Annotated in this window: 13 protein-coding genes, 1 tRNA gene and 2 pseudogenes; 7 read left to right on the plus strand and 9 right to left on the minus strand. The window is 55.6% G+C overall.

What is annotated here, in order from left to right:
* Window positions 1-39: 39 nt before the first annotated feature.
* From K3728_06110 to K3728_06145, 8 genes and pseudogenes are all read right to left on the minus strand, one after another.
* Window positions 40-129, minus strand: a tRNA-Ser gene (locus K3728_06110).
* A gap of 106 nt (window positions 130-235) precedes the next feature.
* Complete coding sequence (locus tag K3728_06115) at window positions 236-955, minus strand: hypothetical protein (GenBank protein UWQ96797.1); 720 nt, start codon at window positions 953-955, stop codon at window positions 236-238.
* A 261-nt stretch (window positions 956-1,216) separates the two neighbouring features.
* Window positions 1,217-1,660, minus strand: a complete 444-nt coding sequence (locus K3728_06120; protein ID UWQ96798.1) for a LuxR C-terminal-related transcriptional regulator — start codon at window positions 1,658-1,660, stop codon at window positions 1,217-1,219.
* A 201-nt stretch (window positions 1,661-1,861) separates the two neighbouring features.
* Window positions 1,862-2,353 carry a hypothetical protein gene (locus K3728_06125; protein ID UWQ96799.1) on the minus strand — a complete coding sequence of 164 codons (492 nt, stop codon included), beginning with the start codon at window positions 2,351-2,353 and terminating at the stop codon, window positions 1,862-1,864.
* Between the two features lie 488 nt (window positions 2,354-2,841).
* Window positions 2,842-3,225 carry a hypothetical protein gene (locus tag K3728_06130; protein UWQ96800.1) on the minus strand — a complete coding sequence of 128 codons (384 nt, stop codon included), beginning with the start codon at window positions 3,223-3,225 and terminating at the stop codon, window positions 2,842-2,844.
* Window positions 3,226-3,788: 563 nt separating this feature from the next.
* A pseudogene (locus K3728_06135) lies at window positions 3,789-3,950 on the minus strand (transposase).
* 864 nt (window positions 3,951-4,814) lie between these two features.
* On the minus strand, window positions 4,815-5,000 hold the full coding sequence (locus K3728_06140; protein ID UWQ96801.1) for a hypothetical protein: 186 nt from the start codon (window positions 4,998-5,000) through the stop codon (window positions 4,815-4,817).
* Window positions 4,997-5,350: a hypothetical protein gene (locus K3728_06145; GenBank protein UWQ96802.1), complete on the minus strand. Its 354-nt coding sequence runs from the start codon at window positions 5,348-5,350 to the stop codon at window positions 4,997-4,999. Before K3728_06145 ends, K3728_06140 begins: the two co-directional genes overlap by 4 nt.
* A 385-nt stretch (window positions 5,351-5,735) precedes the next feature.
* On the opposite strand from K3728_06145, the gene K3728_06150 reads away from it, so the two are divergent.
* A complete protein-coding gene (locus K3728_06150) occupies window positions 5,736-6,971 on the plus strand; it encodes a hypothetical protein (protein UWQ96803.1) in 1,236 nt (411 codons plus the stop codon).
* 299 nt (window positions 6,972-7,270) lie between these two features.
* Here the strand turns inward: K3728_06150 and map are convergent.
* Window positions 7,271-8,114: pseudogene (gene map, locus K3728_06155) on the minus strand (type I methionyl aminopeptidase).
* Window positions 8,115-8,231: 117 nt separating this feature from the next.
* Here map and K3728_06160 point away from each other — a divergent pair.
* The 6 genes from K3728_06160 (at window position 8,232) to K3728_06185 (ending at window position 14,083) form a co-directional block, all read left to right on the plus strand.
* Entirely contained in the window at window positions 8,232-8,438 is a 207-nt protein-coding gene (locus K3728_06160) for a ParD-like family protein (protein UWQ96804.1), read from the plus strand.
* Between the two features lie 684 nt (window positions 8,439-9,122).
* The gene (locus K3728_06165) at window positions 9,123-10,520 is read left to right on the plus strand and encodes an autotransporter outer membrane beta-barrel domain-containing protein (protein UWQ96805.1); all 1,398 of its coding nucleotides are present in this window, start codon (window positions 9,123-9,125) and stop codon (window positions 10,518-10,520) included.
* A 481-nt stretch (window positions 10,521-11,001) separates the two neighbouring features.
* Window positions 11,002-11,451, plus strand: a complete 450-nt coding sequence (locus tag K3728_06170; protein ID UWQ96806.1) for an Rrf2 family transcriptional regulator — start codon at window positions 11,002-11,004, stop codon at window positions 11,449-11,451.
* Window positions 11,448-12,344 (plus strand): NAD(P)/FAD-dependent oxidoreductase, encoded by an 897-nt coding sequence (locus K3728_06175; GenBank protein UWQ96807.1) that lies wholly within the window; start codon window positions 11,448-11,450, stop codon window positions 12,342-12,344. Before K3728_06170 ends, K3728_06175 begins: the two co-directional genes overlap by 4 nt.
* A gap of 11 nt (window positions 12,345-12,355) precedes the next feature.
* Window positions 12,356-13,027, plus strand: coding sequence for a class I SAM-dependent methyltransferase (locus K3728_06180; protein UWQ96808.1), 672 nt, complete (start codon window positions 12,356-12,358; stop codon window positions 13,025-13,027).
* 360 nt (window positions 13,028-13,387) lie between these two features.
* Window positions 13,388-14,083, plus strand: coding sequence for a DUF1275 domain-containing protein (locus tag K3728_06185; protein ID UWQ96809.1), 696 nt, complete (start codon window positions 13,388-13,390; stop codon window positions 14,081-14,083).
* Window positions 14,084-14,408: the final 325 nt, after the last annotated feature.

Raw genomic sequence — 14,408 nt, forward strand, 5'->3', positions numbered from 1 at the left:
CTCGATTGTGCTCTCCGCCGAACGGCGGGGGCCTCTTATTGGCGGAAGAGACAGGATTTGAACTTGAGGGACATTCACATGTCCGCCGCCTTTCCAAGACGGTGCAATCGACAACTCTGCCACGTTTCCAAGCTGCGTTTGAAAGTAAAAGTCCGTTGCGCGCCATGGCGTGCAACGGACTTTTACTTGGGTTGGGAGGCTCCCCGAAGGTGGGTGCCCGCAAACTTATACGATCTTAGGAGACCATCACCGGAGCTTCATGAAGGAGATAGCCGATAGTGCCGCGGCGGCGCAGCTCCCGGTTATTTGAGGGGCTAGCGTTCACAGCAAGCGCGACCGCCGGGCGACCAGCTGGCAGCCGAAGCGAGACATCACCGATGATCCCGCGATCGGTCGAAAAATCATTCCGCGAAAAAGTGCGCGATCCAATGATCAAAGAGACCGATGGATAGTGATTGCGGAAGTCTCTCAGTGCATCGATTGCCTGTATCTTGTCGGTGAACGCATCGATGTCACAGAAAATCATCTGATGCTCGGCCATGTTCTCGCAAAGGCCCTTGGTTGCCTCTTCGAGTGTCGTGACCACACGATAAGAGGCGGCGCGGTCCGCCAGCCAATCGACATTGTTAATCAGCGCGCTCGTCTCGCGCGGCGCGACGACGATAATGTCTCGTTCGGCCAAGAGTTCTTCATCAAGCAAGATGAAGTTGTCGATCTTTCGGCCTGCGGCAGCGTTAACGCGCTCACACTCAGATGCTGGACGGGGTGGTGTCAGCGGGAGGCGTGGACGAACTTGCGCGGCAGGCGGGGCCTTCGAAAATGCGGGCAGCTCAATCTGAGCGTCTTCGTTGGTGAGGAAATTCACAACACCGGCGAGCAACGAACCTGCACGTCGCGGTTTGCTCGTCATCCGAGCATTGGAAGAGGTGGCTTTATGGTCGGCGTTCATAGACATGGCAGACGTTCCTTTGCAGATGGGCGAGCGCAATAAACGGGTGTGCGCTCGAATATCCGGGGGTCATGCGAAGATCAGATGTCCTGAGGGTGCGAGTGCTGATCAACCAACTGGGGATTGTGACACAACTCCCGGATGCCTTGATCATCGTACCTTTGTGCTCTGCGATATATTGCACTCTGGGCGGATTTTAGGCTCATTGCACCAAAGTGCGATAGGCAGCTTTCATGAAAACTCGACGGAAGCCGCTGTTTTTTAAACTTATACTTCGAATTCCGTGAAGAAGTCTTCGATCACCAAAGACACCAACTGCTGTCGGCTCTTTAGGCCGGATTTACGAAACACCGAGCTTACCTGCGACTTTGTCGTGGATTCCGTCGTACCTCGATATGAGGAGATCTCTGCGTTGCTGAAGCCCTTTACAACCAGAAGCGCCACATCGCGCTCAGTATCGGTAAGTCCCCACCGTTCGAACTGCGCTTCGACGTGCTTTTGGACACCGGTCGCTGCCGCCGACAGTTGAGCTTCTACGCGCTTGACGCGACGCAGGCTGAAACGGATCAGCACGAAGCTGGTGGCAGCCCCTGACAGAACCCCCACAGAGGCAAGGATCTCCAGAACTTCCGCAATGTGCCAAGGGATGATGGGTACGCGGACCGAAAACACGTCCGAGAATAACTTTGACGCAAAAAAAAGACCGCTCACCAACTGAACGAGAAGCAACACTACTAGTGCAGCTATGGTTGCCTTGGTGAGATGTGGTCTGTCCAATCGCCTCGTTCCTATTCGAAGTGCTCGCGGCTGCACCAGCTCGAAGCAGTAGTCTATAGAATGCAGGCCCAGTCACACCGGTTGACGTTGGACGCGCAGCGGTTCCGGGGTAAATTTTGCTCTGCAGAGATCGTGTCAAAAAACCTCTATGATGGCATCGCGAAGAATCAGGCCGTTGGTGGGACTTACTACGATTTCGCGCCGATGCATTGAGTTTACGGCTCTTATGCGCAATCGCTGAAGCCACGTAGTTGTAACATTTTCAATCGTATAGCCCGCTTCTTCCAGGCGTTCCAAGACCGTGAGGTACATAAATTCTGGAAGTGGCTCTATGCGGATGTATGACGAGCTGGGATCGAAGGATGGCATTGGGCTCTGAGCAGAAACGCTGCCTGCCTGACTGCTGCACAGCGCCAAGGCTAAGGCAGATAGAATTCCATAGCTGCTCAAGTTCACAACCGGACCCCTCTTTGGTCCAAGCGCGTCCAGCAGACCCGCTCTGGGTGTCTGCTGGCTATTTCGGGGTGACCGCTGCTTCTTCGGGATACTCATAATCACTCTTAACCTACTACCTTCGTTCACATGCGCTGTCTTCCGGATCGCACAGGTTTGATCGAGGTCATCCATTCTAGCACGGTTATATCGTGCGATACCAAACACAAATTCCGCTCACCAGTAATAGTACTCTCGTAGGTTCCCCCCGGAAGTACGATGGATTTTTAGTCCCGTACGGTGATGACCATTCCATACGCCAGCGCGGTGGACCTAGCCCCCAAGACACGTAGGTCAAGCGCTTTGGTCAGAAGAAATATTTGTTCGACGACACGGGCAAATCCAACCAACAGCCAACGGGCAAGTTCCTCCCCCATTTGAGGGATGAAGATCGTCCCAGAGGTTGATGCATCTGAAAGTGGGATCTCCGGGGGGACATCCGGGGATCCACAAAGAAATTAGCGAACACAACACCTGAGGAAGATAACATGCCATTGAACCAACTCTCATTCCGGCCCCGTAAGATCCAATCTTTTGTTTCGGCGGCACGCCCTAAAAAAGTATCCCTTCTGCCCGTAGCCGGACTCGCGCTTCTTGCTCTCAGCGCCCCTGCCCATGCAGATCTATCTGACCTGGTTGGCGGCATCGGTGATGCGGTCGGTGGCGCAGTGGGCGGCGTCGGCGATGCTGTCGGTGGCGATCTCGGCGGAGCTGTCAGCGATGTCGGTGGTGCCGTTGGCGGCGCCGTGGGTGGTGTTGGCGATGCCGTGGGCGGTGTTGGTGATGCACTGAACGGCGCTAGCAACGGTGGTGACGGGGGATTGGGCGACGTTGTGGGCGACGTTGTCGGTGGCGTCGTAGACGGCATCAACAGCGATCTGGGAAATGCCGTCGGTGGCGGCTTGAACGGCGTCGTCGATGGCGTTGGGGATATTCTGAACGGTGGCACCGCCTCCACAGATCCCAACTGCGTCTCGAATTGCACCAACAACCCCGACGTTCCACAAACTGGCGGCCCTAACCTTGTTGATGGAGGCCCGACAGACACCAGTGCGTTCCCCGGGCGTCGCGCGCGCTTGGGATCTCTTCGGTGTTCCGCAGGCGGCAATAGCCAAGCCTACAACGGATACACGGCAATCGGCACCGGTGGTGTCACACTTGGCACGGTCCACGATGTGCTCGTGGATGCGTCACAACAGATCGTCCGTGTGCGCTTCTTATCGAGCGGCGCTGGGGCGCCTGCTTGTGTCGAAGTTGGTGGTAGCGACATCGCCGCCGGAGCCGGCGTCGTGTCACTTCCAATCTCGCAGACCAGCATCCTGCAGGCCGCCGCACGATAAAACCACATTCGAGACGCTCTCTGGCCGCGCCATTGCGGCCAGAGATGTTTGGTGGAGCGCGCCTGGACGTGAACGTAGGTTTTCAGTTCTGGCATTTTCTGGCTCGGAACTATGATGAAATTTTCCGGCTCTGAGGCTCTTACTGTGCGAAAGTAATCACGGGGCGAAAGGCAGTCGAGTTTTTTGAGCCTGCCGGTGATCAGCCCCACCTAAGTGGTCCAATTTGAATGTTAGTGCACAATTGGCCTCGTTTCCATCGGGACGACGGAATCAGTAGCCGGTGGGCGGTAGCCCAAAGCACTGTGCGGTCGCTTGGTGTTGTAGTGTTTCCTCCAGCTTTCAATGATGATTTGGGCCTGAAGTAGTGAGTAAAAGGTCTCTCTGTTCAGCAGTCTTAACCTTTCACGCTTATGTGCCGCCCCAAGTGCTCGTTTAAGCCACTTTACCTTCGAATGCGACGGGACTTTTCCAGCCCAGTGCTGAGTGTCGGCGCCGCGGATTATAGATGCCATGGATGTTTTCGAAGATCGCCATCTCAGCCTGCCGCAACTTTGTGACAATCTCTCCTGGCTTGTGTCGTTAGTTTCCCATCTTTGATCCTCCGTTTCCTAACTATAGGGCCGGACCAATTCAGTGGGGGAGTATCACCGGTATAGTTGCAGACTGCCATCAAGTCCGTGTGGTGCGTACTGCGGGTATCCACGCCATCAACAAAGCCGCCGGTAACCAATGATTAAACCGAATGCGATGGATGGTGAAAGAACGAACTTCAAATCCATTAGAGGACCACACATCCTACTTTAGGACCATCGTACTCGAGTGCGATGGACGAAGCTGGGTGGGAGTGGCCTACGGTTTCGTCGTGGCAGCAGAAAAAGGCTCGCCCACTTTTACCAATGCTCTTCGAGTCTTCCTGAAGTCCGAACACATTGCGGGCCTAAAAAAGAGAAACTTCATTCAACGGAGCATTGGGAGAATAGGTGTGGCGGTCTGCTCTACGAGAAGCTGTTGGCAACGTGACACGAAAAAGCGGCCGCCGGCTGGGTCATACAACAGCATGCCGATGAGTGCGTGCCATGGCCAATCACTTGAATATGACACGGAGTAAGATAGTGCGGAAATTAACTTTGAAACATGAGCAGACACATAAGTCATTTGGCACGGCGCTTGCCATGGCCACTGCCGTTGGTGTTGCCGTTGCCGCGATTGGCGTCGCGATGGTTCCAACCCACGCGAAGGCTGACCTTCTCGGGGAACTAGGGGATGTCGTGAGCGGAGTCGGTGATGCTGTGGGCGGAGCTATCGGGGGCGGTAGCGGTGGTGGTGTCGGTGGCGCTGTCAGCGATATTGGCGGAGCCGTAGGTGGCAGCGTCGGAGACGTTGTCGGAAGTGTCGGTGGCGCCGTATCCGGGGTCGGAGACGCACTTAGTGAAGGTTCTCAAAGCGGCAGCGGCGTTGGCGGTCTCGTGGGTGGAACCGTATCGGGCGTGGGGAGCATCCTAGGGAGCACTTCCGGCGGCACGAGCGGCACGTCTGGCACGAGCGGCACGTCTGGCACGAGCGGCACGTCTGGCACGTCTGGCACGTCTGGCACGAGCGGCACGTCTGGCACGAGCGGCACGTCTGGCACGAGCGGCACGTCTGGCACGAGCGGCACGTCTGGCACGAGCGGCACGTCTGGCACGTCTGGCACGAGCGGCACGTCTGGCACGAGCGGCACGTCTGGCACGAGCGGCACGTCTGGTACGAGCGGCACGTCTGGCACGAGCGGCACATCCGGTACGAGCGGCACATTGTCGGGCCCGATCGCGTCTCTGCGCTCAAATCCGCATTGCTCCAACGGAGGAAATTCGGACTTGTTCGATGGATACACAGTCTTCGACGCTAACGGCAATGTCGTAGGTGTTGTCCACGATGCGGTAGTCGGTAGCGACTTGGAGATCGATATCATCCGTTTCCAATCTGCGCCTTCGCTGATGCCCAGGACTACTTGCGTCTCCGTTTCCGCGCCGATTGAAGTTGGCCAAGGTGCGGTTCGCATTGCAACAACTCAGGCCTCCATCATTAGCGCGGCCGCCCGTTGAAGGTGTCTAAATAGTTTACCATTAGAAATCCCGGTGCCTCGTAGGGCAATCGGGATTTCTTGATTTTGGAAGATCTTTACAAGGCAAATCTTGATGACGCACGTGCTCACCGCTTCTGAGCGAACGGACGCTACGACGGCGCGATCTACTATTCGTAACGCACAACCTGCGTTGACGGGCTATATTGGCCTGGCAGCCCTTGTTGGGTGTTTTATTATCGCCCGAACGGGGGCTGCGTTTACTGATGCGTCAGGGTTCTTGCAGGCGTGTTCAGTGATGTTTATTGCGATGGCGCTATGTGATCTGATTTTCTACAGGGTCTACAAGCAACCCGACGTGGGAGGCCTTGCATTAAGGCCTCAGTTTTCAAGTCAGATGTTTCTGATTCTTTTTTACAAAGTTGTTGGAGTAGCTGCGAGCTTTGCAACCGCTTGGATTCTATACTCTTTCTTGCCGATCTACCAAGACGTTTGGTATCAAGAGACATTCATTGTATTGCAGTCGGCACTTCCCTATGCGTTGCCATTTTTTTCTCTTTATCTACTTACCTTCCATTTCATTTCTCTGGAACCAGATGACGGCCTAGCGGAATTTGGAAGATTATGCCTATCTTGCGGACATCTCGGCGATCGAAAGAAGGCGGCAGACTATGCTCTCGGGATACTAATCAAGATGTTCTTCGTCCCAATAATGGTCGGTTTCGGGCTGGGGGACTGGCTTAGGCTTAGCACAATTACCGTTCAGATTGATGGTTTCCGCGACTTCTATGAGCTTAGCTATCAGCTTGTACTACTTATAGATGTTTGCTTCGGCGCAATTGGATATCTTTGCAGCTTTCGGCTCTTAAGTGCTCATGTTCGTTTTCCGGAGCGTACTCTCGGGGGATGGATGGTCTGCATTATGTGCTACGTCCCGTTCTGGCAGATTATTAACAGAAACTACCTCAACTATAGCGATGGAGTAGTTTGGGGTAATGTATTTGTTGAGGCTAGTATACCCTATGCAGTTTGGGGAAGTGCAATTTTATTTCTTATGACAGTCTATGCGCTGAGCACAGTTTCATTCGGATATAGATTCTCGAACTTGACGTATCGAGGTGTTGTATGCAGTGGGCCTTACAAATTCACGCGCCACCCTGCGTACTTATCTAAGAACATATCCTATTGGATGATTGAAATACCAATTCTTGGCACGACTCTCGGAAGTGCCGTATCCGGCACCCTTGCTCTACTAGCCGTAAATTTAATTTACTATGTGCGAGCTCGATACGAGGAAAAGTGCTGCCTGCAGCACGAGGACTATAAGATCTACTATGCGCGTTTCAAATGAGACGTGCCGCCCCTTGCGTGAATTGTGACACTGCTTGTTCCGGCCTTCTGCCGCGTGACCACTCCCCTGAAAAGTTCTGCGTAATAAGTTAGCCTGATCTCCAACTATGAGGCAGACGATGACGAGAAGTCGTTTCAGTGAAGAGCAGATCATTAGGATATTTGACCTGCCCTCCGAGGCTCCCTCATTCATAACGAGAGTTTTCGGGTCTGGTTTTCATATTCTTCGGTTTCAGTTTGGGCAAACATGGCGTGCGCGGAGTCCAATTTGACCGATGCCGCGTTAGCGGCGAAGCCCCACTACGCAGGATTGGTTCGAAGCTCGACCTCTGGCGCGTGAAGGCCCGCGCGCGAGAGTGTGAAAATTTCAAAACCATCCGATGTCACACCAATCGAATGCTCGAATTGGGCCGAAAGTGACTTGTCTCGCGTCACGGCCGTCCAATCGTCTGCAAGCATTTTTACGTCGGCGCGGCCCAGATTGATCATCGGTTCAACCGTAAAGATCATGCCCTCTCTCAGTTCCGGGCCGGTTCCAGCTCTGCCGAAGTTCAGGATGTTTGGGGAGTCATGAAAGACCTGACCGATGCCGTGGCCGCAAAGATCGCGGACCACCGAGCAGCGTTTGGAATGTGCGTAGGTCTGGATTGCATGACCGATATCACCCAGTCGCGCACCTGGACGCACCGCCCTGATTCCCTTCATCATCGCCTCATGGGCGATCTGGATCAGGCGTTCAGCTGCGCGTTTCGGCTTTCCAACCATATACATCCGACTTGAATCGCCATACCATCCGTCATGGATCAGTGTGACATCGACGTTCACGATATCGCCGTCGCGCAGCTTCTTCTCGTTCGGGAATCCGTGGCAGACCACGTGGTTGACCGATGTACAGCAGGCGTATTGATACCCCTTGTAGCCCAATGTTGCGGGCATTGCGTCATGGGCGGCCGCAAACTCGAGGACGAAAGCGTCGATCTGTGCTAACGGGGACAAGATCCGACACGCCGTCGAGACATTTGGCCGTCAACTCACCTGCTCGGCGCATCCCCTTATAGGCATCCAGTCCGTAGAGTTTGATGGCTTCGGTTCTGCGGGCGTTGTACGCCTTTGGTGCGACCGGCTCGTTGATATAGCTGTTCATCACTCGCCTCCCTGCGTATTCCACCGTGTAGCAACAAAGGTCAGATTGACCGGCAGTCAGTCACTGGTATATGCGATTCATATACGATTCGTGTATAAGTATGCAGGAGGTGTGTCGATGGGGATCGTGAAAATCGGGGACGATCTGCATGAGGAACTGCGCAAGTCCAGTTCGGTCATGTGCCGTTCGATCAATGCGCAGGCCGAATTCTGGATGAAGGTCGGTATGCTTGCCGAAGCAAACCCGACCTTGCCCTTTAAGGAGATTATGGCGCAGCAACTCAAGAACGCCGATGTGCAGGTGCCGGAGATCGAAGCAGCCTGAAACTCGATGCTCCCGCTGTAGGGTTGCGAGTTGGGCGAAGCGGTCGTCTGCCAGGCGGCATCTAACGGCATCTTTGTCCGGACAGCGGACCTTAAGCGGACATTAATGCTGCGCAATTGTCTAATGTCCGCTTCGGGGAAACTGCGCCGCAGCGTCTAGCCTATGGTGAACGGCAGCAATGGGCAGGAAGCGACCGGCATCCCTCCGATCAACACAAAGGGCGGAAAGCGGACGTTTGCTGCGCGGAGCTTGGACGTCTGCTACGTGGACAAAGCACGTGAAATTCCAACACAACTCTTATTGTCTGAATTCATCAGATCAAGGCCGCGGTGAAAGCACCAAGAACGATGCTCGGCGGACTGCGTTTTACGCGCTGCAATCACCATAACGCACGGACCACTTTCAGGGGACGCGGCGCCGGATGCGCAGGTGAAGGTGGTGACGGGTTTGGCGATCAGGGTAATTTAACGGTGGGTGAGAAGAAGGGCCAGAGGTGCGTTCGCCTACTTGTGGTCGCGGGACAGACATGAATCTAACACAACATGTGGCTTGAAGCGCACACAGGCGAAGGCATTGGAAACAGGCACTATTGTTTTTCTGTAGCTAGGCGATTTTTCGCTTATAGGGTGTGGGTAACTACATGAGCCGCGCGTTGTGCGTGGTTGCAAATAAAAGGGTGAGCAGATGAGGAATTTGGGAATCGCGGCAGTCTTGGCCGCGTCAACGTCGTTGACCGGAGGCGCGGTTTGGTCACAAACGACATTGGTCACCGACATCATCGTGGATGGTACGCCCTTCGCGGCCTCGCCATCTTATTATGCCTATAGTGTGACGCAAGTTACGGTTGTAGACGCGTCCATCATATCAGCGGATACTACGCAAAATCTGATCACCGGCTACAACGACAATCATTTTGGGATTAGCTACAATCTGTTTGCGGCGAATGCGGATGTAAGTGCTTTGCCATTCTCTTCTGCGGCTATTTCAGGCGCTCTAGCCAGCGGGACGGATACCACTGACGCCTCTGTTGCGCTTTTGACAGGTCAGGGAATTACCAACGGGCAATATCAGCTGGTCGTTTCGATGAATCACTATGACGGATATTCTTCCCACGAGATCACGGCGATTCTGAACGGTATGATCCTTGGCTGGGGCCCGTCGCAGCAGGCCGAACTTGCAGCTATGCTGTCCGCCTCCGGCGGCGCGGCGCGGCTGATCGTCGTGGACGCGGGCGGTGTGGCACGTGATCTGGGGCAGGTAAGCCTTGCCACCCGCGACGCCACCGGCGGCTTCGTGCGCGGTGTGGACGGGACGGTGACGGCCTCCACCCAAAGCGCACCCGGCTTGGTGGGCGGCCTTTACACATGGGCGGATGTTACCAGCTTCCGCTCCACAGAGACCGGCGGCGGCACGAACGCGGTTGGAGGGTCTGGCTTCGCCATCGGCGCGGATATCGGCATCGGCCCGGACATGGTCGCGGGCCTATCGCTTGGATTCTCTGAGATCAATGCCAGCGACGGCGCCTTCAGCCAGGAAGGGCAGATGACCTATCTGCAACCCTACCTCAGCTACCGCGCGGGCAACTGGCACGGCAACGCGAGCCTGATGTACGGCGTGGGATCGTTCGACCAGACCTCCACCGGGGGCACAGGCACCGCGGATATATCCCTGACGGCGGTGACGTTCGAGGGCGGTTATGACTATGCGCTGGCCGAGGAGTTTACCCTTACGCCAACCCTTGGATTGCTGCACGGCCAGCAGGAGATCGAGGGGACGGGCGGCACGCTGACGACATCCGAGACCTATCAGTTCTCCCAAGGGTCACTGGGCGCACGGATCACCTTCGACGGCCCCGATGGGTCGCTGTTTGCGGGTCTCCACGCAGATTACCTGACGCAGGACGCGGGCGTTGTGCTGGTTGAGGATCTGTTGGCGGACGATGGCTGGACGGGCCGGGTTGAGCTGGGTGGGTCCACCGATCTGGGCAACGGTCTGGGTCTTGCGACCTCGGTTAACCTAAGCGGGTTGGGCGGCGACATGCGCACCATCGCAGGCGGGTTGCGCGTGGCATTCACTTTCTGAGATCTGCGAATGGTGACACGAAGAGCCGCCCTGTGATGGGGCGGCTTTTTGCGTCGCATCACAGCTAAAGGCCAGTTTTATGACGCTTTTGATCAGCACGGAGTCCACAGGCGAGGCTTGCCTTAGAATTGAAAAGCAGTCACTTCGGACGCCGGCAGTACCTCGATTGAGGGTCTATCGGTGTGCACAGTGCTTTTGAGAAGGTCGACATAGTCGTGCGCAACCTGCCGTAGGAAGATACGTTAAACCGTGAAGCGAGACGACTGGCTGGTATTGTTACGTTGCCGTTGATGCAGATTTCAGCATTCGGCCTTTTGGGTAAAACCGGCCCTTCGCTGCAACTAGGGTGAGTGGCAGCTATGGGCCGTGAGTTGAATTTTTCCTATCGCCAGACTGCAGCGCTCCACGATTGCTACTAGCTTCGTTTCGAAAGTCAGAGTGCTGCTTGACATTTAGCTCTACTCGTAACTATTGAAATTACATGAAGCGTGATAGTCGTCTCTCCTCGGTTCTGCATGCGCTCCTCCATATGGCGGAGCGTGAATGTGCCTTGACATCTGAAGAGCTGGCAAAATGCCTCGTAACAAACCCCGTTGTTGTTCGACGAACGATGGGTTTTTTGCGGGATGCCGGTATCGTTACCTCGGATCGTGGTCATGCTGGAGGGTGGCGCATCACGGCCGACCTTAACACAGTCTCGCTGCGCCAGTTGCATGATGCCTTGGGCGAGCCCGCACTGTTTGCCGTCGGAAACCGCAAAGAGGCGCCGGAATGTCTGGTCGAACAGACCGTCAACGCGGCGCTGGACCAAAGTTTTGCCGAGGCCGAGGCCCTGCTTCTCGCACGCTTTGGAGAAATCACCCTTTCCGACCTCGCCGCGGATTTCGCTACGCGATACGCCGCCCGGCTCAACAAAAAGAACGCTGAATGATACACGATGTTATCGTCATCGGGGGAAGCTACGCCGGAATGGCAGCCTCCCTCCAGCTTCTGCGTGCGCGCAGATCCGTGCTTGTTATCGACGCTGGAAAGCGGCGCAACCGCACCGCCAGTTATTCCCACGGGTTCCTAGGGCAGGATGGTGTCGATCCCGCCGTCATCGCTCGTGATGCCCGCCATCAGTTGGAGGCCTATCCGACCCTCACTTGGGTCGAGGGCGAGGCTGCCGCCGTCGCCGGAGAACATGACCGGTTCGAAGTGGCATCCGCCGAAGGCCAAACCTACCTCGGTCGCCGCGTTCTTTTTGCGACCGGCGTGAAGGACCACTTGCCAGCAATCGACGGGCTGACTGAGCGTTGGGGGCAATCCGTCTTTCATTGCCCGTATTGCCATGGCTACGAACTTGATAAAGGCCGTATCGGCGTCATTGCCTCCGGTCCGATGTCGTCGCATCAGGCCGAGCTACTGGCCGAATGGGGCACGGTCACTTTTTTCACCAACGGTGCCCTGATGTTGGAACCTGACGTCCGGCAAGCGCTGGGATTTAAGGGTATTACCGTCGAAGACACCCCCATCCGCACGCTCGCTGGAGATGCCGATGTGCAGTTGAGTGATGGCCGGACCTTCACATTTTCCGGTCTTTTTGTTGCACCGACTGTAAAGCCTACTACTCCGTTGCCAGCCACTCTGGGCTGTGACATCGCAGAAGGACCGATGGGCCAGATGATCGCGGTTAACGGGTCAAAAGAAACCACAGTACGGGGCGTATATGGCTGCGGTGACGCAGCCATGATGCCGCATTCCTTGTCTCTTGCTGTCGGTGACGGTGCCATGGCTGGTCTGCACATTCACCGAACTCTGGTTTGGCCAGACATGCAGCCATGAAGATGTGAAGCATGAGCAATCATCCATTCACACAGGATGCCGCCGGATACGCGGAAAAGACGGCACGTCTCGTCCCCGGCCTGCCGGACGTTTACCGCATGGCCGGGGTTTTGCTTGCCGAACATGTGCCGCCTTCTGGCCGCGTGATGGTCGTAGGTGCGGGAGGAGGATTGGAGTTGAAAGTCTTCTCCGACATGCAGCCCGGATGGCATTTTGACGGCATCGACCCTTCGGCGGAAATGATCGATCAGGCACGTGTCACGCTCGGCGATCAGCTTGACCGCGTATCCTTCACCCGAGGCTATATCGACGATGCGCCAGATGGCCCTTTTGACGGCGCAACCTGTTTGCTGACGCTTCACTTCCTGCCACGCGAAGAGCGCTTGAGGACGTTGCAGCAGATCGCGCGTCGTTTGGGTTCAGGGGCTCCGCTAGTCGTGCTGCATCACAGTGTGCAAGAGGGTGTGGAACGGCATATTTGGCTACGACGGAACGCGGCAATGATGGTATCCCATGGCATGCCCCCCGAGCAGGCGGCAAAGAGTATTGAGACGCTGAAGACACGCCTGCCGATCCTATCGCCGCAACAAGACCAAGCCATTTTGGCAGAGGCAGGATTCACCGACATTCAGCTGTTCTATGCCGCGTTCACCTTCAAGGGCTGGGTCGGCTATCGGGATTGATCGACAGCACTGGTCGACAAGGTCCCGCAGTGCAGACCTTGTCGACCCCGATTGCTGCGCAATCTATTAATGACTGCTTCGAAGTGGCTGCGGTGTTGCGACGGGCCGATCCGCTAACGGCGGCTAAGGGCCGGAAGCGACGAAGGACTGGCAGGAAGACGCTGCGTCGCAGCGACCGGCAACTTCGAGCCCAGAATGACTGATGCTGTGTCATGTTGGAATGACTGCTGTACGAAGGATAGCCGGAAAGGTCCGGCTTTACTTGTTTCATAAGGGTTGGGTGTCGCAACGGGCTTCTTTGCGTTTGTACAGAGCAATGGCCAATGGCATCTTGAGAGAGAACACCGAGCAGGAGCAACAATGTTAATTCAAGTTGGCGATGATCGCACCTCAGACATTGATTTGGTTCTGGCAGGCCTTTTGTCCTCAATAGCAGGGGCGCTAAACGCCGTCGGATTCCTTATTGCAGGGACGTTTACAGCGAATATGACGGGCAACATTTCGGCCTTTGCTGACGGCTTTGCAAATGGTGCCGTCGTTATGTCGATGTCGTTCTTGGGTCTGGTCGCAGCGTTTATCTTTGGTGCAAGCATAGCGGCCTTGGTCATACAAGCGGGAGAAAAAAGGAACCTTCGGTCAATCTACGCCCTCGCAATAACTGCCGAGGCCGTCATACTTCTGCTGATTGGCGCGGCGCTTATTCTGTCGTTCGCTCACCCTCATGAGACATTTCCAGTCATTGTTCTCAGTTTCGTAATGGGACTTCAAAACGCAGTCACGACGATGATCTCACGGGCGCGGGTACGCACAACCCATGTGTCAGGAATGGCAACCGATATAGGAATCGAGCTGGTGGCTATAGTAGGTGACGCAAAGTCTCGCACAGATGCCTCGCCAAAGCTCAAACTACACAGCTTGACCCTCGTCAGCTTTACGATTGGGGGCGTCTGCGGGGCGCTACTGTTTCAACTTGTAGGGAGTTGGTTGTTTATGATCGCCGCTTCTGTGTTGTTGCTCATAGCTGTCCCTGAAGCCCTCCGAGCGCATCGTACCTGACTTCAGCTTCTGACTCCCGAAAATGACCGCCTATTGAACGGTTTGCTGAACCGGACATTGGCGAACTTGAAGCGAAGGTCTGAAAGGCCCGCTCTGCCGACCTCCACCCTTCGAGAATGCTGACGATGAACGAATGGCCGCTCTGGTGAAGCTGCACCGCAGCGCTCAGCCACGTAGCGAATGTCCGGTAAGGGCCGGGAGTGACTTTGGACCAAGGGCGGAAAGCGAACGAGAAATACAGATGGGAGTATTACAAGACCGCAGATGGAAGCAGCCATCCACTGCAAGTAAACTCAAAGTTGGCTCAGTGAGAAAAACTGCCGAA

This window comes from Rhodobacteraceae bacterium M385, from assembly GCA_025141835.1.
Classification (GTDB): Bacteria; Pseudomonadota; Alphaproteobacteria; order Rhodobacterales; family Rhodobacteraceae; genus Gymnodinialimonas.

Coding starts and splice junctions, on each gene's coding strand:
- K3728_06165 (UWQ96805.1), top strand. CDS start 9,123: ATGAGGAATTTGGGAATCGCGGCAGTCTTGGCCGCGTCAACGTCGTTG.
- K3728_06115 (UWQ96797.1), bottom strand. CDS start 955: ATGTCTATGAACGCCGACCATAAAGCCACCTCTTCCAATGCTCGGATG.
- K3728_06180 (UWQ96808.1), top strand. CDS start 12,356: ATGAGCAATCATCCATTCACACAGGATGCCGCCGGATACGCGGAAAAG.
- K3728_06150 (UWQ96803.1), top strand. CDS start 5,736: ATGACGCACGTGCTCACCGCTTCTGAGCGAACGGACGCTACGACGGCG.
- K3728_06170 (UWQ96806.1), top strand. CDS start 11,002: ATGAAGCGTGATAGTCGTCTCTCCTCGGTTCTGCATGCGCTCCTCCAT.
- K3728_06160 (UWQ96804.1), top strand. CDS start 8,232: ATGGGGATCGTGAAAATCGGGGACGATCTGCATGAGGAACTGCGCAAG.
- K3728_06125 (UWQ96799.1), bottom strand. CDS start 2,353: ATGGATGACCTCGATCAAACCTGTGCGATCCGGAAGACAGCGCATGTG.
- K3728_06175 (UWQ96807.1), top strand. CDS start 11,448: ATGATACACGATGTTATCGTCATCGGGGGAAGCTACGCCGGAATGGCA.
- K3728_06185 (UWQ96809.1), top strand. CDS start 13,388: ATGTTAATTCAAGTTGGCGATGATCGCACCTCAGACATTGATTTGGTT.